22 protein-coding genes and 1 riboswitch are annotated in these 25,180 nt (G+C 34.3%); of the genes, 10 read left to right on the forward strand and 12 right to left on the reverse strand.

Annotation, left to right across the window (positions count from 1 at the left end; genetic code table 11):
• The first annotated feature begins 95 nt into the window (after nt 1–95).
• Nucleotides 96–332 (forward strand): hypothetical protein, encoded by a 237-nt coding sequence (locus tag MHB70_RS18275; protein WP_000283739.1) that lies wholly within the window; start codon nt 96–98, stop codon nt 330–332.
• A gap of 168 nt (nt 333–500) precedes the next feature.
• Here the strand turns inward: MHB70_RS18275 and MHB70_RS18280 are convergent, their stop codons facing one another.
• Nucleotides 501–2,609 (reverse strand): polyphosphate kinase, encoded by a 2,109-nt coding sequence (locus MHB70_RS18280; protein ID WP_000421687.1) that lies wholly within the window; start codon nt 2,607–2,609, stop codon nt 501–503.
• 117 nt (nt 2,610–2,726) lie between these two features.
• Entirely contained in the window at nt 2,727–4,256 is a 1,530-nt protein-coding gene (locus MHB70_RS18285) for a Ppx/GppA family phosphatase (RefSeq protein WP_000661381.1), read from the reverse strand.
• Between the two features lie 176 nt (nt 4,257–4,432).
• Here MHB70_RS18285 and MHB70_RS18290 point away from each other — a divergent pair, with 176 nt between their 5' ends.
• Complete coding sequence (locus tag MHB70_RS18290) at nt 4,433–4,891, forward strand: YkyB family protein (protein ID WP_000804859.1); 459 nt, start codon at nt 4,433–4,435, stop codon at nt 4,889–4,891.
• Nucleotides 4,892–4,922: 31 nt separating this feature from the next.
• On the opposite strand, the gene MHB70_RS18295 is transcribed toward MHB70_RS18290, so the two are convergent.
• Nucleotides 4,923–5,585 carry a YkyA family protein gene (locus MHB70_RS18295; RefSeq protein WP_000922477.1) on the reverse strand — a complete coding sequence of 221 codons (663 nt, stop codon included), beginning with the start codon at nt 5,583–5,585 and terminating at the stop codon, nt 4,923–4,925.
• 645 nt (nt 5,586–6,230) lie between these two features.
• On the reverse strand, nt 6,231–6,884 hold the full coding sequence (locus MHB70_RS18300; protein WP_000680808.1) for a diguanylate cyclase domain-containing protein: 654 nt from the start codon (nt 6,882–6,884) through the stop codon (nt 6,231–6,233).
• Between the two features lie 164 nt (nt 6,885–7,048).
• On the opposite strand from MHB70_RS18300, the gene MHB70_RS18305 reads away from it, so the two are divergent.
• Nucleotides 7,049–7,282 (forward strand): SPP1 phage holin family protein, encoded by a 234-nt coding sequence (locus MHB70_RS18305; RefSeq protein ID WP_000939445.1) that lies wholly within the window; start codon nt 7,049–7,051, stop codon nt 7,280–7,282.
• A gap of 31 nt (nt 7,283–7,313) precedes the next feature.
• Here MHB70_RS18305 and MHB70_RS18310 read toward each other — a convergent pair whose 3' ends face one another.
• Nucleotides 7,314–7,814 (reverse strand): hypothetical protein, encoded by a 501-nt coding sequence (locus MHB70_RS18310; RefSeq protein WP_000708174.1) that lies wholly within the window; start codon nt 7,812–7,814, stop codon nt 7,314–7,316.
• A 434-nt stretch (nt 7,815–8,248) separates the two neighbouring features.
• Here MHB70_RS18310 and MHB70_RS18315 point away from each other — a divergent pair, with 434 nt between their 5' ends.
• The 3 genes from MHB70_RS18315 to metE all read left to right on the forward strand — a co-directional run bounded on the left by MHB70_RS18315 (nt 8,249) and on the right by metE (nt 13,276).
• Complete coding sequence (locus MHB70_RS18315; protein ID WP_000449890.1) at nt 8,249–9,790, forward strand: MDR family MFS transporter; 1,542 nt, start codon at nt 8,249–8,251, stop codon at nt 9,788–9,790.
• A gap of 116 nt (nt 9,791–9,906) precedes the next feature.
• Nucleotides 9,907–10,464, forward strand: coding sequence for a PadR family transcriptional regulator (locus tag MHB70_RS18320; RefSeq protein WP_000062055.1), 558 nt, complete (start codon nt 9,907–9,909; stop codon nt 10,462–10,464).
• Nucleotides 10,465–10,670: 206 nt separating this feature from the next.
• Nucleotides 10,671–10,859: riboswitch (cobalamin riboswitch) on the forward strand.
• A 128-nt stretch (nt 10,860–10,987) separates the two neighbouring features.
• Nucleotides 10,988–13,276 carry a 5-methyltetrahydropteroyltriglutamate--homocysteine S-methyltransferase gene (gene metE, locus MHB70_RS18325; protein ID WP_001007623.1) on the forward strand — a complete coding sequence of 763 codons (2,289 nt, stop codon included), beginning with the start codon at nt 10,988–10,990 and terminating at the stop codon, nt 13,274–13,276.
• 37 nt (nt 13,277–13,313) lie between these two features.
• On the opposite strand, the gene MHB70_RS18330 is transcribed toward metE, so the two are convergent.
• On the reverse strand, nt 13,314–13,703 hold the full coding sequence (locus tag MHB70_RS18330; protein ID WP_000424018.1) for a competence protein ComJ: 390 nt from the start codon (nt 13,701–13,703) through the stop codon (nt 13,314–13,316).
• Between the two features lie 35 nt (nt 13,704–13,738).
• Entirely contained in the window at nt 13,739–14,173 is a 435-nt protein-coding gene (gene nucA, locus MHB70_RS18335) for a DNA-entry nuclease (protein ID WP_000811503.1), read from the reverse strand.
• Between the two features lie 238 nt (nt 14,174–14,411).
• Here nucA and MHB70_RS18340 point away from each other — a divergent pair, with 238 nt between their 5' ends.
• The gene (locus MHB70_RS18340; RefSeq protein WP_000387494.1) at nt 14,412–15,161 is read left to right on the forward strand and encodes a DUF3967 domain-containing protein; all 750 of its coding nucleotides are present in this window, start codon (nt 14,412–14,414) and stop codon (nt 15,159–15,161) included.
• Nucleotides 15,162–15,199: 38 nt separating this feature from the next.
• On the opposite strand, the gene MHB70_RS18345 is transcribed toward MHB70_RS18340, so the two are convergent.
• Nucleotides 15,200–16,474: a sensor histidine kinase gene (locus MHB70_RS18345; protein WP_000420366.1), complete on the reverse strand. Its 1,275-nt coding sequence runs from the start codon at nt 16,472–16,474 to the stop codon at nt 15,200–15,202.
• Between the two features lie 311 nt (nt 16,475–16,785).
• Here MHB70_RS18345 and MHB70_RS18350 point away from each other — a divergent pair, with 311 nt between their 5' ends.
• Together MHB70_RS18350 and MHB70_RS18355 are read left to right on the forward strand one after the other, a co-directional pair.
• Nucleotides 16,786–16,986: a hypothetical protein gene (locus MHB70_RS18350; protein ID WP_000929282.1), complete on the forward strand. Its 201-nt coding sequence runs from the start codon at nt 16,786–16,788 to the stop codon at nt 16,984–16,986.
• A 118-nt stretch (nt 16,987–17,104) separates the two neighbouring features.
• Nucleotides 17,105–18,268 carry an aminotransferase A gene (locus MHB70_RS18355; protein WP_000434560.1) on the forward strand — a complete coding sequence of 388 codons (1,164 nt, stop codon included), beginning with the start codon at nt 17,105–17,107 and terminating at the stop codon, nt 18,266–18,268.
• A 4-nt stretch (nt 18,269–18,272) separates the two neighbouring features.
• Here the strand turns inward: MHB70_RS18355 and malR are convergent, their stop codons facing one another.
• The 4 genes from malR to MHB70_RS18375 form a co-directional block, all read right to left on the reverse strand.
• Complete coding sequence (malR, locus tag MHB70_RS18360; protein WP_061529584.1) at nt 18,273–19,304, reverse strand: maltose operon transcriptional repressor MalR; 1,032 nt, start codon at nt 19,302–19,304, stop codon at nt 18,273–18,275.
• A gap of 285 nt (nt 19,305–19,589) precedes the next feature.
• The gene (malD, locus tag MHB70_RS18365) at nt 19,590–20,432 is read right to left on the reverse strand and encodes a maltosaccharide ABC transporter permease MalD (RefSeq protein ID WP_001022595.1); all 843 of its coding nucleotides are present in this window, start codon (nt 20,430–20,432) and stop codon (nt 19,590–19,592) included.
• Nucleotides 20,433–21,734 (reverse strand): maltosaccharide ABC transporter permease MalC, encoded by a 1,302-nt coding sequence (gene malC, locus MHB70_RS18370; RefSeq protein WP_001195001.1) that lies wholly within the window; start codon nt 21,732–21,734, stop codon nt 20,433–20,435.
• Nucleotides 21,735–21,810: 76 nt separating this feature from the next.
• Nucleotides 21,811–23,070, reverse strand: coding sequence for an extracellular solute-binding protein (locus tag MHB70_RS18375; protein ID WP_000709915.1), 1,260 nt, complete (start codon nt 23,068–23,070; stop codon nt 21,811–21,813).
• Nucleotides 23,071–23,396: 326 nt separating this feature from the next.
• Here MHB70_RS18375 and MHB70_RS18380 point away from each other — a divergent pair, with 326 nt between their 5' ends.
• Entirely contained in the window at nt 23,397–25,157 is a 1,761-nt protein-coding gene (locus MHB70_RS18380) for an alpha-glycosidase (RefSeq protein WP_000910469.1), read from the forward strand.
• Nucleotides 25,158–25,180: the final 23 nt, after the last annotated feature.

A 25,180-nucleotide genomic window follows, 5' to 3' on the forward strand; every position in this document is an offset into this window, starting at 1 on the left:
ATTCGCCTATTTTCTTACATATCCTTTCTTGTACGCGCTCATCCACGTTTCGTTTACCATATGATAAAAGTGAGTCCAATAAAGGAGGTTTGTTCATGTATCCATATTATCAACCAATCCCAGTTCGTTCAGCACCTATTGGCCCAGTAGGCGACTCACGATTCTTTCCGTTTTTTGGCGTTCCATTTCTAGCTGGAATTGCTGGTGGATTGCTCGGCGGAGCATTAGCTTTCGGCCCTAGACCATTTTATCCACCTTATCCACCACCTTACCCGCCACCAGCACCTTATCCTTGTTATGGTGGACCTTGTCAACAACCATACTATTATTAATGTATGCCAACAATTCTACCAACGCTATTCTCTCTATTAGACAATCGATTAATATGCTTACAATAAAAACTATTCTCTCTACACATTCTTCTATTTTGAGAACGTATAATAAGTAGAGAACAAAGTAAAAAACCTCTTATTAATAAGAGGTTTTTTACTTTGTTCTTGCTATTCAGCATCTGTATTTTGATACGCCATCTTAAACAACTTCACTTGGCTATCAATCTCCTCTGCACTACTATTAATAACATAATAGTAGTCACCGTCTTTATTTTGTTCGCGTGTTTTCACATTATCTGCTAAAGTAAGCTGTAAAATCGCCTTTATTCTTGCTTTCATTTCAATATCTAGAATTGGGAAGGATATTTCTACTCGTTTCTCCATATTTCGCGTCATCCAATCAGCTGAAGATAAATATATTTTCTCCTCTCCATTATGATGGAAATAATAAATACGGCTATGTTCTAGATATCTTCCTACAACACTAACTACACGAATATTTTCACTTACATTTGGAATACCAGGTCTTAAACAACATGTTCCTCGAACGATGAGCTCTACCTTTACTCCCGCTTGTGATGCTTCATACATTTTTTTTATTAATGGTTTATCCGTTAGTGAATTCATCTTAGCGATAATATAGCCATTTCCATATTGCCTATGATAACGAATTTCTTCATCTATTAAATCCATAAATTGCTCTCTTATATCAAATGGTGCAACTGATAAATGGTGAAAATGCGGTTTCGTTGTATAACCACTTAAATAATTAAAGAAATTTGTTGCATCGACCCCAAAGTCTTTTCGTGATGTAATATAGCCAAAATCGGTATATAACTTTGCTGTTGCATCATTATAATTTCCGGTTCCAAGATGTACGAATCTTTCGATTTTTCCGTTTTTTCTTCTTACAACTAGCGTAATTTTACTATGCGTTTTCAAGTGACTTACACCGTAAATAACGTGACACCCAGCCTGTTCTAATTCTTTAGCCCAATGAACATTATTCTCTTCATCAAACCTTGCTTTTAACTCCACCAACACTGTGACTTGTTTTCCTTTTTCAGCTGCTACTTTTAGTGCCTGAATAATCGGAGAATCACCACTTACTCGATATAATGTTTGTTTAATCGCAAGTACATTCGGATCGTCTGCCGCATCACGGACAAAATCAACTACTGGCTGAAACGATTCAAAAGGATGATGTAATAAAATATCATGCTCAATCGCCTTTTCAAATACATCTTCCTCATCACCTAAGTCTTGAGGTGGTTGCGGAATAAGGGCTGGATAAATGAGATGTTCATATAATGGTGCTAATTTTTTATATAAAGAGAATAAACATGTTAAATCTAACGGTCCATCCATTATATATACATCTTCATCTTTTACTTCCAACACCTCGTATAATAATGTTAATACTCTTTCATCAATGTGTTCTTTGCCAACTTCTAAACGTACAGCAGCTCCCCACTTACGCTTTTTCAACTCTTTTTCAATTACCTTTAATAAATCCCTCGCACCCTCTTCATGAATTGTTAAATCCGCATTACGTGTAATACGGAAACGAGTAACAGATGATACTTTATATCCTGTGAATAATTTATGAGTAAAACTACTAATTACGTCTTCTAATAAAATAAATTTATGCTTTTGCCCTTCACTCGGTAAAAATATGAAGCGTTCAAGTAATGAAGGAACTTGCACAATTCCTAACTTCGTACGGTTTTCTTCCTCCACTTGCTTCTCATCATATAAAAGAGTAGCTAAGTTCAAACTTTTATTTAATAACATCGGAAATGGACGGTATGCATCGATAGCTACAGGCGTTAAAACCGGAAAAATTTGCTCATCAAAATAATCTTCTATAAATTCTCTCTGTTCTTTCGTCAAATCATGGAATGTTAAACGCTCAATCCCCTCTAATTCAAGCGCTGGCAATACGTAATTTTTAAACGTATCATATTGTACGGTCATTAATTCATGGGCTTTTATCTCAATTTTATTTAATTGTTTTTTTGGTGTTAAGCCAGCTTTATTTTCTGGTTGATTAAACCCAGCACTCACTTGATCTTTCAAACCCGCTACACGTACCATAAAGAATTCATCTAAATTCGAGCTAAAAATACTAATAAACTTTAATCTTTCCAAGAGTGGATTATTTTCATCTTGCGCTTCTTGTAGTACACGTTCATTAAATGCTAACCAACTTAGCTCTCGGTTATTATAATATGCTGTATCATTTAAATTTACGATGTTCCCCTTCAACAATTCCATTCTCTTCACACTTCCCCTTGAAACTTTTTTACTATAATTTAGTTACTTTTATTTTAGCAAATTACAATATTATAAAGTGTAAATTTTTTGTAAAGACATCCGTACAACCTAACATTTTCATTCAAATGACAAGTTAATATTCGTTTTTAACACTCTTTCTAGCTGCTTTTTTTGTTTTTCAGCTTGTACTTTTTCTGCTAATGCCGATTGCTCACATAAAATTCTAAACGTTAATCCTTCTTTATTTTCTGTTATGGATATCGTATCGACAAGCGATCTTTGTCTTACATTTAAAGCAGCTGAAAATTGTAAAACAGCCCCTAATAGGCGGATTTTTTTTTGTTCGCTTTTATCAAACCAACCTTCAAATGGAGATAAATGTTGTTTAAATAGCATTTTTGATTTATAAGATGCAATAAGCGCTAACCTCACTCGATCTTTATGCATCATGCCATCAATTGTTTTATTCGCCAATAAATAAAACGTGTGTAAACGACTCGCTTCTTCGTCTATATATTTTCCAATGTTAAATACTTTCGCTGCTTGATGGAATGCTTCCCAGTCTTTTATCGAAACAGAAATCAGTCCCATTTCTTCGAGTTGTTTACAAATCAATCTTCCATGTTTAATAAGTTGAATGACAAATTCCATATCCATTTCATATTCGTGTGATAACAAATGTAAGCTTTCTTCAACTACATTCGGATAATATGAAATCCCTAAATCTTTCGTCAACTCTTCATAGAAAACACCTTCTCTTAATCCTTTTTTGCTTAATACAAATGCCGTTGCTTCTATAATATTTACAAGTTTATGAAATACTTCAACCGCTGGAATAATTGTATCAGCTCGATCTTTTGCCAATCCTTCCATTTTCTGAAGTTCGATAAACGATTGTTTTTCTAATGTACCTTTTACATTTTCAATATCTTCTTCTTTCATTTTGTATAAATGTACTCCCGCTATAGGATAGTTTATTAAATTTTGGTGGATTTTTGCTAAGTTTCTCGCACTACCACCAATTGCAATAAGAGGCAATTTCTTATCAATTAACCATGGTAACGTTCGAAATTGACACTCTAAATACTCTCGAATTTCCTCTAATTCATCTTTAGTAGGAATATCACCTTTAATAAATAGATGTTTTAAAGAAAGCGCACCAAAAGGAAAACTATGGTACTCTAAAATCTCTCTATTTTTAATATATGTAACTTCCGTACTTCCGCCACCAATATCTACTGTTATTCCTTCCGAAAACGAAGTAGAATTCATAACTGCTAAATAGCCGTAACGTGCTTCCTCATATTCTGATAACACTCTAAGAGTAAAGTCTGTTTGTCCTTCAACAAGTTTTTTAATCTCCTCTTGATTCTCAGCCTGTCTAATTGTTGCCGTTGCAACACAAAGTACATGATGCAGCTGATGGAATTTTGTACTTTCTTGAAATTGAAATAATGTTTGTAACAATACTTCCTTACCTTCTTCATTCAAAACACCATCGATTAAATAATTTCTTAACCGGGCAACCACTTTCGTATTTTCAATTTCTTTATAAAAACCTCCATTTTGCTTTTCATAAATAACTAAACGCATTGTATTAGATCCAATATCTATAATGGCATATTGTTGTTTTAATAGTTCTTTCAAACTTCTCACTCTTTCATTATCAAATTTCAAAACACATTCTATTACTATTATACAAAATAGTTGTTTTTTGTAACAATATTGCTTTAATATTGAAAATGTATACAATCACTTTTTGCATATAATAAAAACCTCTTTTATTTATGTTATAATAATGAAAAATTGAAAGGAGATTCAATATGAAACCTTCACAACCACAATCTCAATTACAAAACCAACATCCTATTAATCGACTAGCTCAATCTATTTTCGTTGTGAATCGTCATGCCAAAGCTGCAACTAACCCTAAATATTTATACTGGTTAAAAAAGACAGCTTTAGAGCGTTTAATCGCCGAAAAAAAAGCAATTAAAGAAGGATTACATTTCTCTAGAAATCCACGTTTTAGCCAACAACAATCTGATGTTCTTATACGGTTAGGCGATTATTATTTCCACATCCCTCCTACGAAAGAAGATTTTCGAAACCTACCACATCTTGGTCATCTTGAATCCTCCTACCGAAACCCGAAAACAACCTTGTCTTTAACAGTTTCCAAAAAAACACTTCAAGATTATATTGGTCCTGAAGCACTGAAACAAGAAAAAAAATTAAGTGAACCTGTTCCATGGTATAGCCGCACTTATACAAAAAAATAAAACAGTTTGGCCTATGTTAGGCCAAACTGTTTTATTTTTTCTCTTCTTTAATTTTAATATTGGCTTGCTTGTAAAATGCAACTTTTTCTGTATTATAAGATTTCGTGAATTCATTAAACTTATCTTTTTCTGACTCAATATCCTTATACGATTGATTTACTACTTTAACTTTCTCACTAATATCTTTTAATTTTGTACCTTTATCTTGTAACATTGTATATAATTCTTTTTCTTGTTTTAACGATTTATTATAGCTGTCATACATTTTGTTAAATGAATCATGTCGTTTCTCATATGTGCTTTTCACTTTATCCGCTTGCTCTTTCAATTTCTTATCTTCAATTTTCTTCACATATTTATCTGCTGATTTCACTTCTTCTTGCGCCTTATTTAAAGATTCTTTTTCTTTTTTAAGCACTTTTTCTCGTTCATCTGTATTTTTCACTGCTTGGTTCAGTTTTTCCTTAACAGTTTGATTATTATCTTTTCCTTCTTGAACAATCTGGTTATATAATTCTTGTCCCTCTTTTTCTAAAGTTTCAAGTTTCTTTGCATCTTCAAACATTGTTTTTTCTTGCTTGGCAGCATTTTCAAATGCTACATATAATTCCTCTTCTGGTTTTGGCCCAAAACAACCCGCTAATAAAACCATTGATAATGTGGCTACAATTGCTAATTTACTATATTTCAACATCTTTTCCTCCTACTTATAAACGATCCTTGTGTAAAAAAGCTATAAAAATCATATAATCCTTCTATACACTTCACACTCGCATCTTTTTTACGAAGATCATCAGTATTGTTTATCATGCTTGTACACATTTATTACTTGAAATTATTTTTCACGTTATTCTCTTTGAATTATGTAGCAGTTTCATGTCCATCTACTAAGTATATTTCACTTTGCACTTTTCATTCTCTACTCACACTATGTATTACCTTAAAATACAATGGAATTCACCAGAGCCATAATAATTAGAAGAACAACTATAATAATTCACCTGATAAAAGATGATTGTCGATCTCTCACATCTATCATTCCCTTTCCGCTTTCTATCAAATAATCTCTTTGTTCATTTTACACAGTACAAATACTACCTCGCAACAACTTACAAATATTCTTTTCCTTTCCTAAAAAGGAAAAGTGTAGAGCATGTTTTCCTCTACACTTTTAAAATGAAACACATTGTGCAAATGCATTGACACATCCATCATAATTATATGCCTATTTCATATATTTTTAAAGACTTTTATTACAATAAAAGTTGTTTTTGTAATAAAAGTCAAAAAAATGTTACAATCCGAATTTCTTCATATCATATTTCTTCAACTCAAAGTTTTACTCATTGTCTTTCAAATTTCTATACTGGTACAATTGATTCTGTGCCTTTCTTAACAATTCTTCAAAAGTTTTCCCTTCTACTGGATAACTAGCAGCCCCAAATAATAACGTCACACTTAATAAACCACTTTCTATTTCACTTTCAATATTTTTCATTAATCGTCGTGTTATTGTTGATTTTTCATGACCATTATCAATCGCTACAATAACATATTTATTTTCATCCCATTTTGTAACGACATCACCTTTTCGAATCGTCTTTACAATAGTAGACTCCACTCTCTGTACTAACGCTTCCAACTTTTTTTCTTGCACTGTTTCCTTTAATCCCTCCCATTCTTTAACGGAAAGAATGTACACTGTAATATTGCGAGAATCTCGTTCAGATAAAGCAGCTACTTTTTCAAAAAAATCAACAACAAAATCATTACTTGCCATTCCCCCTACTTCCATATTCATACGTCCGTTTTCTCTTTTATCATACCAATGGCCAAAGTAACAACTTAGCAACAGTTGCAAAATATAAATAATAAAGACAGTATAAAATGATCGCGAATCTAATTTTGCAATTACATCCTGAAGCGCAATCCATTCCGTAACAGCAACAGTATTCCCTAGTAATAATCCACTAATCTTCCCTTTATGTTTCATACTTCCTCTCCTTCCTATACCAATATATGTTTCTATAACAATAATGTTTTTCTACCAAATAAAAAATGTACATATTCTATGTACATTTCCGCTAGAGCTTGTATTCCTTTTTTATTCTATTTCATATATATACTATATATCGTTTATAGAAAGGAGTGACCTATATGCTACAAAAAGAAAATCTATCAGATGCTATACGTTTACTAGCTGGTTTTTTGTTATCATTAAAGCTACTATTTACCTCTTTCGGAATAAACTTTATTACGAACGATCAAATCGACGCTATTGTAAATGTTATTTCATTTCTATTCATTCTATATTTTGGTTATAAAAATAACTATGTAGGAAAAAAAGGAATCGAACAAAAGAAAATACTCAAGAAGCACAACCTCCATTAAAAAAGGAACCTTTCGCACAGGTTCCTTTTTATCATTGCCGCACCACAACTTCATTTGTTTGCAATGGGCCATATGAGACTGCTTTATGTTGAAATGTGTATGTAGCCTTAAACAATGCAGTTTTAACCGCTTTATCTTTATTTGCTTTTAATTTACAACTTAGTTCCACCTTCTCGTTCGGCAATAAATTATCGATTCTCCACCTTACAAGCTGGAATAAAAACTCGCTCATCCCCTTATTAACCTGCAGAGAATTCGGAATATACGAAAAGTAATCTCTAATCATATGACTTACAACGACTCGTGAAATCACTTCAATTCCTTTATTTTCAACTTCAATTCGCATAATAAGTATGTCGTTTACATCATAGATTAGTTCATATGAAAATTTTTCTTCATACATACTACGGATTTGTAATGTAACTGCTACATTAGGAAGTTCGCCTTCCTTTTTTGAGCCATCAATCCACAATACCGGCTGTAACGGTATTGTATCCCTTCCTTGATCCGAAATTCGCTTCCATATTTTCATAATATATATTCACCTCATTTCAGATGTACCATCCATACAATTCTATTCTTTCGCTTTACACAATAAACTACAAAAATGATGAACGCTTGTTACAAACGATATTTAATAGTTCCCTTCCTTTTATCCTATTCGACAATATAAAGAAAAAACCATTTTTCAACTGTTAACAGGAAGTATTCTTACTGAAATATTTTTTACAATTTACTTCATTGACTTTATAACAATATTCAGTATTGCTCACTCTTTTTCTTTCCATACAAAAGGATATTTTGGTGAAAGAAAAAGTTTGCCTTTTAGTCAAATTTGACTATAATATTCTTTATGGCATGTCAGTGCACTTATGTAAGAGAATTTAAGAGGAACTATGCTTTAGATTTTTATGCGTTGCATTTAAAACTTAATATAGTTTACTTATTATTAAAGGAGGGGCATATTTGGAAACTCAACTATCAAAAAAAGACTCCAACAATACAAAGTTTGTTGTTGCTGGTTTACTACTTGGTATTTTAATGGCAGCAATGGATAATACAATTGTTGCAACCGCAATGGCGACGATTGTCGGAGACTTAGGAGGATTTGACAAGTTTGTTTGGGTCACATCGGCATATATGGTAGCAACAATGGCAGGGATGCCTATTTTCGGAAAACTTTCTGATATGTACGGACGGAAACGTTTTTATATTGGTGGACTCATTCTTTTCTTATTCGGTTCTGCACTTTGCGGGACAGCATCTAGTATTGAACAATTAAGTATTTATAGAGCAATTCAAGGTATTGGTGGTGGCGCCCTTATGCCTATCGCCTTCACAATTATGTATGACATATTCCCGCCAGAAAAACGTGGGAAAATGACAGGGCTATTCGGTGCAGTTTTCGGGACATCAAGTGTATTTGGACCTTTATTAGGTGCCTATATTACGGACTATATAAGCTGGCATTGGGTCTTCTATATTAATATTCCATTAGGGCTTATCTCCTTCTTCTTCATTACTAAATACTACAGTGAATCTCTAGAATTTAGAAAACAAAAAATTGATTGGGCTGGTGCTATTACACTTGTCATTAGTATTATTTGCTTAATGTTCGCACTAGAACTTGGTGGTAAAACGTATGCATGGGGCTCTAATGTAATTATCGGTTTATTTGCAACTGTTGTTATTATGCTTATTATTTTCTTCTTCGTAGAACGAAAAGCAACTGAGCCTATCATTTCTTTCCATCTATTTAAAAAACCTTTATTTGCAGCTAGCCAAGGCGTTGCCTTTTTCTATGGTGCTGCTTTTATCATCTGTACAGTTTATATCCCAATCTTCGTTCAAGGTGTTCTCGGAGGTTCAGCCTCAAATGCTGGATTAATTTTAACACCAATGATGGTCGGCTCTGTAATCGGAAGTCAAACAGGTGGACAGTTAGCTTCACGAACAAGCTATCGTAACATTATGATGGTATCTGGCGTTTTCTTCGTTCTTGGTATTTATTTACTAAGCACCTTAACAATGGACACACCTCGTATGCTCGTAACGCTATTTATGGTCCTCGCTGGACTTGGGGTTGGTTTCTCATTCTCAGTTTTAAGTATGTCTTCTATCCATAAATTAGAAATGAGAGACCGTGGTTCTGCTACATCAACAAACTCATTCTTCCGTTCACTCGGTATGACTCTTGGTGTAACGATTTTCGGTACAATTCAAAATCATATTTTTATTAATAAATTAAACACTGTGTTCCCTCCTGAACTTGCAAAATTAGCTCCAAAAGGTGGAGACACAAGTTTCTTATTATCACCAGGTGCTACCGAGAAGATTCCAGCAGAAATATTAACTGGTATTAAAGAAGCTCTCGCTACATCTATTGCCAACACATTCTTCTGGGCACTGATCCCAGCTGTACTAAGTATTATTTGTATTTTACTTATGGGAAATGAACGCCTATTTACAGGACCGAAAGCGAAACAAAAGCAAAAACAAGTAAGTTAGTATAAAAAAAGGAACGGCATATCCCTTTATGAAAAAGGATATGCCGTTTATAATATGTATAAAATCAAACTTTAATTAGTAGGGATACAGTTTTTATGTACAGGAGTTGAGACAGAATGAGCATGAAATTAGTCATTCTCGGCTTGCTACTCGAAGGAGATAAACATCCATATGAAGTGCAGCACATAATGAAAGACAGACAGATGGATTATTATATTAAATATGCAAAAGGATCACTTTATTACGCCTTCGAGCAATTAGAAAAGCAAGGTGCAATTCGCATTACAACTATTGTTCGTGATACGAATAGACCAGATAAAACAATCTTTCATATAACAGAGGAAGGTAAACAACTATTTCACACGTTACTCTTAAAACAGTTCGAAGCAAAAAACCAAATATATAAACCAATTTATTCAGCACTTTCTTTCACTCATTTTGGTGATGATCAAGAATTGGTTCCAATTTTAGAAAAAAAGAAACATGATACCGTTCAATATTTACATAAAATGCAAACTATATATGATTGCAGTAAAGGAAAAATTCCACGTGCACAACTATATATTTTACAAAGTGTTATTGAGCATATTACCGTTGAATTACAATGGTTAAGCACCCTCCTTAACGATGCCATAGCAGGACGACTTTCAAAATTTGATGTAGATGAAAATTGAGCGAGTAAAGAAGACGTTCCCTCTTCTTTACTCGCTCAATTTTTCTATATTTTCACATTCCATTATATATCATTAATCTGAAAAACACCTGAATTATTCAGAATATTAAGAAATAAAACCTTTAGAATTTTCTTATTTTAAAACAGTAGACAAAATTCCAAAAATCGTGTTAGAATTTGTTTCAATATCATATCGCTTGTTAAATTCCTTTCAAAAGGAAAATAGGTACACGAAAATTTCGTTTCGTGTTTAAAAGGGAAGCTTGGTGAAACTCCAACACGGTCCCGCCACTGTAAATGCTGAGATTTCTTTGTTAGTGCCACTGTGAGAACGGGAAGGTGAAAGAAATTATATGAAGCATAAGTCAGGAGACCTGCCTGTTTTAACAACACTGATAGATTCACGGATGATGATGAGGTGTTAAAACAAAAAGGAAGGCTTATTTTCTATGTCTTTGTACTTTTTGTTATAAGTATTTCCTAGTAAACGGAAATGCTTACTTTCAATTAGGGAGGAATTTAAAATGGCAATTCAAACAAGTAACTTAGGTTATCCACGTATCGGACTACAACGAGAATGGAAAAAAACATTGGAAGCTTTTTGGTCCAATAAAATTGATGAAGAACAATTTTTAACAACGATGAAAGAAATTCGCCTTCAACACGTAAAAGTACAGCAAGAAAAAGGAATTGAACTCATTCCAGTCGGCGATTTTACATATTATGATCACGTTCTGGATACTGCTTATATGTTAGGTTTTATCCCGTCACGTTTTTCTGAGTTTACATCTTACCTTGATGTATATTTTGCAATGGCGCGTGGCTCTAAAGATCACGTAGCTTCCGAAATGACTAAATGGTTTAACACAAACTATCATTATATTGTTCCTGAATATGAAGAGGGATTACAAATCTCTTTAAAAGATAATCGTCCACTTCGCTTATACGAAGAGGCAAAACAAGAATTAGGCGTAGATGGAAAGCCTGTTATTTTAGGACCATATACTTTCTTAAAATTAGCAAAAGGCTATAAACAAGATCAATTTGCTACTATTTTAAAACAGTTAGTTACACCTTACGTACAACTACTTTCAGAACTACATGCGGCTGGTGCACAAATCATTCAAGTTGATGAACCGATTTTCGCTTCTTTAACTAAAGAAGAAATTCAGCATGCGAAAGAAATTTATGAAACTATTCGTAAAGAAGTTCCAAACGCGAATCTTCTTTTACAAACATATTTTGATAGTGTAGAAGAAAACTATGAAGAAATTATTACATTCCCTGTATCTAGTGTTGGTTTAGATTTCGTTCACGGTAAAGAAGGTAATTTAAATGCTATTGCGAAATACGGATTCCCAGCTGACAAAACTTTAGCAGTCGGTTGTATAGATGGCCGTAACATTTGGAGAGCGGACCTTGATGAAATTCTTACGTTATTTACAACGTTACAAAAACAAGTCCAAACAAAAGATTTCATCGTTCAGCCTTCTTGTAGTTTAATGCATTCACCAATTGATAAAACCGAAGAAACTCACTTATCGACTGAACTATTTGATGCGCTAGCATTTGCAAACCAAAAATTAGAAGAACTAGTTCTTATTCATTCTGCTTTGACTCAAGGTACAGAAAGCATTAGTAACGAACTTGAAACATATCGCAATGCGCACCATACAATACGTTCATCTGCTGCACGTAACCGAGAAGATGTCAAAGCAGCACGAACAGCACTAAAAGAAGAAGATTTTTCACGCCCTCTTCCATTTGAAAAACGATACGAATTACAACAAGTTGCTCTGCAGTTACCGTTGTTACCAACAACAACTATCGGTAGCTTCCCGCAAACAACTGAAGTTCGTCAAACGCGAAAAGAATGGCGTAACGGCGTTATCTCAAATGAACAATATGAGCAATTTATTGAAAAAGAAACAGAAAAATGGATTCGTTACCAAGAAGAAATCGGTCTTGATGTTCTTGTTCATGGTGAATTTGAAAGAACTGACATGGTCGAATACTTCGGTGAACGTCTTGCTGGTTTCTCCTTCACTAAAAACGGTTGGGTACAATCGTATGGTTCCCGTTGCGTGAAACCACCTGTTATTTATGGTGATGTTGCCTTTATAAATGGAATGACTATTAAAGAAACTGTATACGCACAAAGCTTAACAGAAAAAGTAGTAAAAGGTATGCTAACTGGACCTGTCACTATTTTAAATTGGTCATTCGTTCGAAATGATATTTCAAGAAAAGAAGTTTCCTATCAAATTGCATTAGCACTTCGTCATGAAATTGAATTACTTGAATCGTCTGGAATTAGAGTAATCCAAGTCGATGAGCCAGCGCTTCGTGAAGGAATGCCACTAAAAGAAAAAGATTGGGATGCATATATTACATGGGCAGTTCAATCCTTCCTTTTAGCAACATCTTCTGTAGCCAATGAAACGCAAATTCATACGCACATGTGTTACAGTAACTTCGAAGATATTGTAGATGCTATTCGTGCATTAGATGCGGATGTCATTTCTATCGAAACATCACGTAGTCACGGAGAATTTATTGATACATTAAAACATACAACATATGAAAAAGGGATCGGTCTAGGGGTATACGATATTCATAGCCCACGTGTACCGAGTAAAGATGAAATGTTTGAAATCGTAGAACAATCTTTACAAGTATGTGATCCTAAATATTTCTGGATTAATCCTGACTGTGGTTTAAAAACAAGAAAAACAGAAGAAGTTATTCCAGCTTTAGAACACATGGTGCAAGCAGCAAAAGATGCTCGTTCCCTTTTAAAAACAAATGCATAACAAAAATGGGTTATCCTTCCTTAGGATAACCCATTTTTTATTCTTTACTTTCAAAAAAGAATTCGTATTGTAGTTTATATAACTCATCATCCGTTGGTTCTTCAAGAGGAATTACCTGCAATACAACTGTATACTCACCATTTGGAATAGGAATTTGAAATTTATTTGAAAGAATACTCGTTACAACGATACATTCATTTTTAATTGTAAAAGGAACCGTAACTGTTCTAATTACTTCTTCTTTTTCAATATGTTTTCCACAAGTCACTTTTATTTCACAAGTATAATCAGAAAGTGCTTCAAAAATAACAGTTCCATCCGCCTTAGCATAACCTCTATCAAAATCTTCATCCGTCCAGTCTACGTAAGGCTGTTCACCGTCATAGTTCATCAACATTAATTGTGAATAAGAAATTGTTAACTCCATCGTTCCCCTTCTCCTTCATTATGAAATATGTAACACTACTTCACTTCAAATTTCACACGCGTACCATCTGGATATTTATCTAACTTATTTCCTACCCAAGAACCTGCTCCGCGATTATCCGCTGGACTTATATATTCAATATGCGCCCCTTTTCCGCCTTCTTTACACATCGCCATTGGCCATTCATCACGATCATAGCCTTTTTTTGATGGATATGGAGCTAACGATAATTTCCTTCTATCTCCAGCACCACCACGATCAATTGTACAAACTTCTGAATGTCCTTCTTTTATAGCATCCGTAATATGTTTCCCTGTCTCTGGATATCGCTCTTTCGGAAATTCTAGAACTTGATCATACGCATTCGTTTTTTTGATACTTGTTTCCTCTGGAACAAGTACTTCATACACCGCTACTACAATAGAAAGAATTGCAATAATTGAAATGATAATACCTTTTAATTGCTTCATGTATACCTCCATGATTCTACCAGTTTCTTTTCCTCCGTTATTATAACAAACTTCTCCTGTATATGTTTTCAGACATTATTTTAGCTCTTCTTCGCCATTCCGCCAAAAATCTCTCATTTTTCTTCATCTTTTCACTAATGCTGTAGAAAACTAATAACCTTCCGACATTCTTTTTCAAAGGAAGTCCTCATAAAAAGATTGAAATGATATATACGATACTTTTTGGGGAGGAAATAACATGGAAGCTATCTATAAAACAAAAGATGTCACGAATAAAACAGGCATCCCAAAACATATAGTCCGTAAATATAGTCAACTGTTAGAGGAACATGGGTATATCATTTCAAAAACAGCTGATGCTCGTATTTATAAACTGGATGATTTAAAACTATTGAAATCTATACATGAAAGAGCTGCTAAACTGCAAGAAGATATTTCAGAAACGATACCTATTATTTTAAAAGAAAAAGAGGCCCCGCCTGTACCCGCTATACAAGATAAGCAAGAAATACAAACGAAAGAAAAAGAAGATGGGCGTAACTTTGAGGAGTTCATGTTAAAACTCGAAATGCTCGCTCAATTAAATGAAGCAATTATTCATCAAAATTCTACTCTAATTACACAAAATCGTTTGAAAGATGAAAAATTAGATGAATTGATGCAACAAGTTTATGTAAAAGAAGGCTCTCAAGAAAAAATGCTACAAGAGTTAGTTGATCACGCCGCTCAAACAGATGCCTTGCAAAAAGAAAAGATGGACTTATTAATGAATCATATGTATAAACGAGAATCCAAGCAAGAAGAAAAAATGAATAAACTCGTTAATCAAATTTATCATAAAGACAGTAACCGTGATACACAACTTATGCAAGTTATTCGCGAAATTCAAGAAACAAAAAGAATGGTCGCCGCCTCAAAAGAACAAGGTTTCTTCCATTCATTTAAAAGTTTATTTAGCCGAACAAAACAAGAAAGAACAAACGAATAAACAATATACAATAAAAAGTTACCTTCCATCGGTAACTTTTATTCCTTACTTCTTACAGCTGGTAATATAATAATCGCTTCAGTACCTTTTCCGCTTTCGCTTTTATATTCCAGTGTACCATTATGCGCTTGTAAAATACTAAATGTCACCATAAGTCCTAATCCTGTCCCTTTTTCTTTTAAAGAATAATACGGTTGTCCAAGCCTTGCTAACTGTTCTTTTGTCATACCAACGCCACTATCTTTAACTCTTATTACGATTGTTTCGTCTTTTTGAACAGCCGTTACTTTTAAATATCCTTTATTTCCTTGAATTGCTTCAATACCATTTTTAACAACATTCATAATAGCTTGCTTCAATTTCGTCTTATCACCAATCGTATAAAGGCTCTCAGAAATCTCAACTTGCAAATATACACCTTGCATCGCTGCAAATGATGACATTAAAGTAGTCATTTCTATAAGTTGCGCGGATAAACAAATGTGTTCTTTTTTCTCAATTTGCGGTCTTGCTAAATTTAAATAATCTGAAATAATTTGTTCCGCCCGATCTAATTCAGCTAATACGAGACGCATATAGTCCTTATTCTTCATTTCTTCCGTACTTTCTAGCAATTGGATAAATCCACGAACAACAGTGAGCGGATTTCGAACCTCATGTGCAACACTTGCTGCTAATTCACTTACGATATTAAGTTTTTCTGATTTTTGCATCTCAGTACGTAGTAATGCGTTTTCATTTAAATATTCCGTTAAATACACCTGAAATACCATAGTCATAACCATAATAAGCGAGGCAAATATAAATCCGCTATATATTTGCGAAATATACGGTGTAAAACCTGTTTCTAACAGCACATTAATTATACCAAATACTAGAAAAACCAACACATAAAATGACGAAATCATAAATGCTAAAATTAGCTTCTTACCCCTTGAAAAAAGAGACCATTTCTTTGATAAGAACAATGGAACTATCAATAGAAATATTACTTCTACAACTGGAAGAATGCTCATTCCTTTTAGTGCCCATTCATATGTAACAAAAATAACTGCTGGGATTAAACCGACAATCCCACCATATAAAAAACCACTGACAATTGGGATTGGGTGAAAGTTATACCCGCAAACATTGTCAAAACAAATAGAATATGTCATGGAGAGAACGAGCGTAACGCTAGATAAAAACATAATAAAGTAACGATTCGGCTTCGGAGGCATTTCTTGATAGCGATTTAAACGAATCGCTTCATATAAAAATAATGGCAAAATAATGATGGCAATTTGGATCAATAAATCACGGATAAGCTCCATAGCCTCTCATCCCCTATATGTATTTTGATATGATTATATCATTTTATTAGTTTATTTGTTTTAAAATTTTGATTTTTCTTAACATATTTGTTAATTCTTTGTTAACAACACATATTAATTGTTACAGATTTTCGAAATGATTGTAAACCCTGTACCAAATTTCCTTCATGCAGTATACAATGAATACGGATTACAAAGAAAATATAAAAAATACTTCACTAGACGGACAACTATAGTAAAATACAGCATATAATCCATACTATCTATGTTTACAAATAAGTGATCATTACTTTAGTAGGAGGAAGATAAATATGGCAGGTACTACGCTTGTTTTAAAAGAAGAAAATTTGGTAGTTCTAGAAAATGTTGAAAAATCAGTGTATGAGGAATTACAGCATAAAACAGGAGAAGCAGATTGCACATGTGCTGTGAACGAATCAGTTGTTCACCTTGGCAAAGTATCCTCTGTACTTTGGAATGAAGATGAAATAGATTGGGAATACGGATACTAAAAAGCCGCTTATAGCGGCTTTTTTTCTGTTCTCTCTTTCTAAATTTCATATACAAAGCGCAATCATAGAAAGTATGATAAAATGAACTTAATTTTCAAACGGAAGAAAGGGAGATACAATGGAACAATTCATTAATCCTAGAGTAAAGGACATCCAAATTTCTGGAATCCGCCAATTCTCTAATATGATTCAAAACTATGATAATCTTATCTCTTTAACAATTGGGCAACCCGATTTCCCTACACCTTCTCTCGTAAAAGAAGCGGCAAAACGGGCCATTACAGAAAATTATACAAGCTACACACATAACGCTGGTTTACTAGAATTACGAAAGGCCGCTTGTAACTTTGTAAAAGATAACTACGATTTACATTATTCAGCTGAAAACGAAACCATCGTTACAATCGGTGCTAGTGAAGCAATTGACGTTGCATTCCGAACGATTTTAGAGCCCGGGACAGAAGTAATTTTGCCTGCTCCTATTTATCCAGGTTACGAGCCTATTATTCGACTATGCGGCGCAACGCCAATTTTTGTAGATGTTCGTGAAACTGGATTTCGTTTAACTGCTGCAGCACTAGAAAATGCTATTACAGAAAAAACGAGATGCGTCGTACTGCCATATCCTTCTAATCCAACTGGTGTAACTTTATCAAAAGAAGAATTAAAAGATATTGTATCAGTCTTAAAAGATAAAAATATTTTTGTTCTTTCAGATGAAATTTACAGCGAACTTGTATACGAAGAAAAACACACATCTATCGCCCATTTCCCAGAAATGCGTGAAAAGACGATCGTCATTAACGGTTTATCTAAATCACATTCTATGACTGGCTGGCGTGTTGGACTTTTATTCGCACCAAACTATTTAGCAGGACATATTTTAAAAGTTCATCAATACAATGTAACATGTGCTACTTCAATCGCCCAATATGCCGCAATCGAAGCATTAACTGCCGCTAAAGACGCACCGAAGATGATGCGCCACCAATACAAAAAACGCCGTGATTACGTATATAATAGACTCACTCAAATGGGGCTAACAGTTGAAAAACCAACAGGTGCATTTTACTTATTCCCATATGTTGGCCATTTAACATCTTCATCATTTGATTTTGCACTTGATCTAGTAAAAGAAGCTGGACTAGCCATCGTTCCTGGAACAGCATTTTCTGAGTATGGTGAAGGTTATCTTCGCCTTTCCTATGCATATAGTATCGAAACTTTAAAAGAAGGCTGTGATCGTTTAGAAGCCTTTCTACAAAAAAAAGCTAAGAGTTAAACTCCTAGCTTTTTTTTGCATAATGATCACATGTTTGACGCTTCAATAATTTATGCGGAATAATGATACACTTGGCAGTAGATTCAGCATTCTCCACTTTATCAACTAAAGCTTTTGCTGCTTCATATCCTAACTGATATATATTCACATCAACTGTTGAAAGCGGCGGACTCGCAATTTCTGATAATAAAGCATTATTAAAGCTTACAATTGAAACGTCTTTCGGTACAACGAATCCTTTTTTAGAAAGCGCACTTAACACACCAAGTCCAATTAAATCATCCGTAGCTATAATTGCTGTCGGTGGTTGTTTTAGTCCCATTAACTCTTCAACAGCTTGTTGACCACTTTCCCTTGAAAAATCAAAATGTAAAATATACTCTTTCGGTAATACAATGTCTGCTAATTTTAAAGCATCACTCATACCTGCTAAACGATCTCTTGTTACAAGTAAATCTGAGCCACCACCAATGAACGCGACCTGTTTATGTCCTAGTGAAATTAAATATTCTGCCACTTCTCTTGCAGCTGTATAATTGTCATTATCTACATATGTGATTTCATCTTTTCGATCATATGGTTTTCCAATTAAAACAAACGGGAAGTTTTGGTCATGCAAGTATTGAATAATCCGATCGTTCTCTCTTGAATATAAAAGAATAATACCACCAATTTGACGCCCTTGTACCATTTTTACAACACCATTAAAAATTTCATCTTCCGTTTCACCTGTCGACATATAAAGTGCATACCCTTCCACATGTGCAAATGAACTAATTCCTCTTATAACTTCCGGGAAAAACGGATTTTGAAAAGCTTTACTTGCAGAGCTTGGCATAACAAGACCAAGTGTCTTCGTCGTTTGGTTCGCAAGGTTTCTTGCATTTAAATTTGGATGATATCCTAATTCACTCATTACTTTTCGAACACGGCGCTTTGTCTTTTCACTTATACTTGGATTATCAGCAATTACACGAGAAACAGTTGATGGTGCTACGTTCGCCTTCTTCGCCACATCTTTAATTGTAACTGTCATAAAAAATCCCCTCCTCTCACTTCTCTGCCATTTTTCATATATTTTATCTTGCACTCGTTGCAAGTCATAGGAGAAGTCATAAACTTTCATTTATTTATTTTATCTTGCAAAACTTATCATATTCTCCCTCTCCATGTATTGTAAGGGATATAGCTCTTTTTTCCTATACTATAATATACTATTTATTTCACTTATTTTCACATGTGATGTCAAATCTCTTTTCATCTCCCTATAAAGCTTTTTATAGGGAGATGAAAAGAAAAATGGGACGTAATGTCCCATTTTTCATCCTTTCGTACCTCCAGCTGTTAAACCAGAGATAAAGTATTTTTGTAGTGATAGGAATAAAATTGAAATTGGGATTGCAATTAATACTGAACCCGCTGCAAACGTCGTAAATTCATTACCAAATTTCTTCGCTACCATTTCATATAATCCAACTGCTAAAGTATAATTTTCTGGTGTGCGCAAAATGATACTCGCTAAAATGAAATCTGTAAATGGACCGATGAAAGTGAATAACGCTACAACCGCTACGATTGGCTTTGCAAGCGGCATAATGATTTGCCAAAAAATACGAAAATGCCCTGCTCCATCCATACGAGCTGACTCATCCAATTCTTTCGGAATCGTATCAAAATACCCTTTCATAAGCCATGTATTCATAGGGATTGCCCCGCCTACATAAATTAAAATTAATGCAAGGTGTGTATCAATTAATCCTGTTAACTGCGCTAATACGTATAGAGCGATTAACGCTGCAAAGTTCGGAATCATTTGCAGAATTAAAAATGTTAGTAAGCCATTTTTTCTTCCAACAAAACGGTATCTCGAAAATGCATAAGCAGTAAAACTAATTGCTAACACTGAGAAAATCATCGTTAAAACACTTACTTTTAATGTGTTTTTATACCATAGTAAGTAATTACTATTCTCTAGATCTAATAACTTACGATAATGATCTAACGTTGCATTTTGCGGAATAATACTTGATCCAGATAAACTATCACCCGGATTAAACGATGAGCCAATAATCCATAATAATGGATAGAAAATTATGGCACACATTACAAAAATAACGAAATAGCTTAATGAGAGACGTAACATCTTCTGTCTTTTAATATTCATTTACATCATATCCTCTTCTTGGAATGATTTTGTTCTCTTAAATTGCCATAACGCAACTGTAATAACGATTAACGATAAAATCATTGTAAGAGCTGCTGCTTTCCCGTACTGCGCTGAAGTCATCGTCAACTTATAAATCCATGAAATTAAAATATCTGTTCCACCTGCATCTTGTCCAGCTACAGCAGGTCCTCCGCCGTTAAATAGATAGATAATACTAAAGTTATTAAAGTTAAACGTATATTGCGTAATTAATATTGGTGCTGTTGCATATAAAACAAGTGGCAATGTAATTTTACGAAACTGTTGCCAAGCTGTCGCTCCATCTACTGTAGCCGCTTCATATAATTCTCCTGGAATCGATTGCAAAATACCTGTTGTCATTGCAAAGACGAATGGGAACCCAAGCCACGTTTGAATCATAATTAAAGCTATCTTCGCCCAAAATGGATCTGTCATCCAAGCTATCTTTTCAATTCCGAATAACGCCAATACTTGATTGTTAATTGCTCCAAACGTTTCATTAAACATACCAGAGAAAACAAGAATAGATACGAATGCTGGAACAGCCCACGGTAAAATGAAGATTGTTCGAATAATTGCCTTCCCTTTAATACCAGGCTGATTTACGATAATCGCTAAAAAAATACCGAGTGCAACTTGTAATGTCGTTGCAACGAATGTCCAAATGACCGTCCAAGAGAATACACTTAAAAATGTCTCTCTCCACATCGGTAGTGTGAAAATATCAATAAAGTTTTTAAAGCCCACCCAATCTACTAATTTAGCTGGAGGAGAATGATATAAATCATAGTTCGTAAATCCAATTAAAATTACGAAAATGATTGGAAATACAACAACAAAGATAAGTAGTAGAAAACCTGGCGAAACCATTAAATACGGAAAGCCTTGATCTAATAAATTACGGTATTGCTCTTTTACAGAGTTTAAAGGTGTTCCGATATCACGTTTCTTTCCATTTTGATACGCATCATATAAATTAAATGCATATATTCCGAGTCCAAACCCGATAACGATAAGTGCTAAGATCCCTTCCACTAATAGAAAGACAGAATGATCACGTGGAACTTCTGTACCAAGCGTTACAATCCCCCATAATCCCATATTTAATAAATCAGCAAAGGCTACAATAAATGAACCTGTTAATACTAGAAAAATAAGACCTTTTACAAATTGTTTATTATACATTTGGCCCACGCCCGGAATGATTGATAACATGGTTGCCATTTTCCTATGTTTTGAACCGTTCATATCTTTCATTGGTTCCATAGATGTTTGCATATTCCTTCCCCCTTTTTTCTTCCTACTTGGAAGGGAGAGAATTCGTGCCCCTCATATTAGAGGCACGAACTTCACCTTATTTTTTCTTGTTATGATTTGCCTCAATATTACCTTTAATTTGCTTCACTGCACTATCAAGAGCTGCTTTTGGCGCCTCTTTATCTGTAACAACTAATTGAAGGGCATCTCCAGCTGGTTTCCATACTTCTTGCATTTCTGGAATGTTTGGCATTGGAATTCCATTTTCTGATTGCGTTGCAACCGCTTTTGCAGCTTCGTTATCTTTAATAATCGGATCTTCCATTACTGATTTTACTGGCGGAATTTCTTTCGTTTTCTCAAATCTAATTTTCGCGTTTTCTTCATTCGTTACCCATTCAGTGAATTTAGTAGCTAAATCATTTTGTTTAGAGAAGCTTGTTACATGCCATCCTTTTACCCCAACGAACGTTTTCATCGGTTGACCATTTGGTAATTTTGGCATTGGAGCAACACCATAATCAATTCCGTTCTTTTCCATCGCTTGGAACGCCCATGGTCCGTTCATGATAGAAGCTGCTTTTCCTTCATTAAATAATCCATCAGCAGCAGGTCCACCAGATTCACCGATAATACCTTTCGGGAATAGTTTTTCTTTGTACCATTTCTGAAGATATTCAGCACCTTGTACAGCACCACTATTATTTAACCCAACATCACTTGCATTTGGTTTTCCATCTTTTTCACCAAACACATAACCACCCATACCTGCCATGAATGCATTAGCAAAGTAGAAATTATCTCCTAATGTTAAAAATCCGTACTTGCCATCCTTTGTAAAATCTTTTGAGAAGTTAAACAATTCGTCCATTGTTTCTGGTGCTTTTTGCATAAACTTTTTATTGTAAATAAAGACTGGTGTTTCAATCGCTTTTGGTAAGCCATATAGTTTCCCGTTATATGTCTGTGCTTCTATTGATAAATCAGTAAACTTACTCTTAACAGCATCATCTGCTTTCACTTCAGAAAGTAAGCCCTCTGTTACTGCATTTCCGATTTGATCGTGTGGCAATGTTACAACATCCGGTCCAGTCCCCGCTGGTCCATCAAGACGTAACTTCTTCACTTGATCTGTCATTTGCATTTCAACAACTTTTACTTTTACTTTATATTTTTCCTCAAAGCTTTTCACTGCTGGTTCTAAACCAACGCCTTTTTTATCATCTTCCCAAACGAGAAGGTCATAGTCTTTCTTCGCTTTACTTTCCTCTTTTTTCCCTGAATCTTTCGGCCCACATGCAGATAACATACCAATTGATAATGCCGAAACCGTTAATAATGATAATGCTTTCTTCATCCCCAAAAACCTCCCTAAATTGTCTATGTACCTCACTAATTGAAAACGTTTGCATTTGAAAGTTTAATAGAAGCGCAAACCTTATCTCAAATCTACGAAAACGTTTGCGCTATTTGTCTATCATTATACATTCTTTTATTCATTTTGCAAATATTAATTTTAAAAATAATGTCATTATGCTCTTTATACATTGACTTTATATGAAATGAATACTACTCTTATAAGCAATATTAAAGCTAATAGAAAGGCAATCGTTTGCAATACAGGCTTTATTATTACATTTAAGGGAATAATATGTATAGAGATATTAAAGGGGGATTTTCTATATGCTTAAAGAAGCCGTTTACCATAGGCCGAAAGATAATTATGCATACGCTTACGATGAAAAAACAATTCACATCCGAATACGTACTAAGAGAAACGATGTTCAAATCGCCACTCTTATTTATGGTGACCCTTACGAATGGACAGATGGAAAATGGATTACGTCAAATACGCCGATGAACAAAACTGGTTCTACTGCATTATTTGATTATTGGTCCATTTCAATCGAACCAAAATTTAAGCGCTTACGTTATGGATTCGAATTAAAAACTGAGACAGAAACTCTTATTTATGCAGAACGAGGCTTTTTCTCAAACATTCCAGATGACGATGTCGGTAACTTTTTCTGCTTTCCATTCATTCATACAAAAGACGTTTTCATGGCACCACCTTGGATTAAGGACACAGTATGGTATCAAATCTTCCCAGAACGATTCGCTAACGGGGACAGCACATTAAATCCAGCAAACACCCTCCCTTGGGGAAGTACCGAACCAACTCCAACTAATTTTTTCGGAGGAGATTTTGCTGGTATTATTCAAAACCTTGATTACCTTGTTAAACTTGGGATTTCCGGAATATACTTCACACCTATTTTTAAAGCTCATTCAAACCATAAATATGACACTATTGACTACATGGAAATCGATCCGCAATTCGGGACGAAAGAAACTTTCAAAGAACTTGTTGGGGCATGTCATAAACACGGTATAAAAGTAATGCTCGATGCTGTGTTTAATCATAGTGGCTACTTTTTCGATAAATTCCAGGACGTACTAGAACATGGTGAAAAGTCAGCCTATAAAGAGTGGTTCCACATTCATGAATTCCCAATTATAACCGAGCCACTTCCTAATTATGATACTTTCGCATTTACACCGTATATGCCTAAATTAAATACTGCACACCCAGATGTAAAAGAATATTTACTTGAAGTAGGGCGTTATTGGGTAAGAGAATTCAATATAGACGGTTGGCGCCTTGATGTAGCAAATGAAGTTGACCACTGCTTTTGGAGAGAATTCCGAAGTGAGATAAAGGCGTTAAATCCTGAAGTATATATTTTAGGAGAAATTTGGCACGACGCCCTCCCATGGCTACACGGAGATCAATTTGATGCTGTCATGAGCTATCCTGTTACAAATGCTCTACTTTCTTACTTTGCTAACAATTCCATTAAAGCAAGTGAATTCATGAAACAAATTACAGAATCCCTACATTCCTACTCTATGAATATAAATGAAGCCGCATTTCATTTATTAGACAGCCATGATACACCAAGAATATTAACAACATGTAACGGAGATAAAAATAAGTTAAAGTTACTCTATGTATTCCATCTTTCTTACATCGGCTCTCCTTGTATTTATTATGGAGACGAAATCGGTATGGATGGCGGCATGGACCCGGATTGCCGCAAATGTATGATTTGGGATACAAAAGAACAAGACCATGTATTATTTACACATATACAAACATTACTTTCATTACGAAAACAATATAAAGCATTTGGAGGACATGGTACATTCCAATTCATCGAAGCAAATGATGAACATAATTACATTTCTTATACGAAAACATATGGAGATGAAACTATCTTTTTCGTTTTAAATCCTACTAACGATGAAATTACAGCTTCACTCCCTATCCATATTACAAGGAAGAAAATAGTCAATATATATACAAACGAAGAATTTTCAGCAGAAGCAAGTGTATTACAAGTTACACTTCCACCGCACGGATTCTCAATATTAAAATGGTAATAGAAAAAGCCTTATGCCGCTCG

Source organism: Bacillus sp. FSL M7-1020 (assembly GCF_038050415.1).
GTDB lineage: Bacteria > Bacillota > Bacilli > Bacillales > Bacillaceae_G > Bacillus_A > Bacillus_A toyonensis.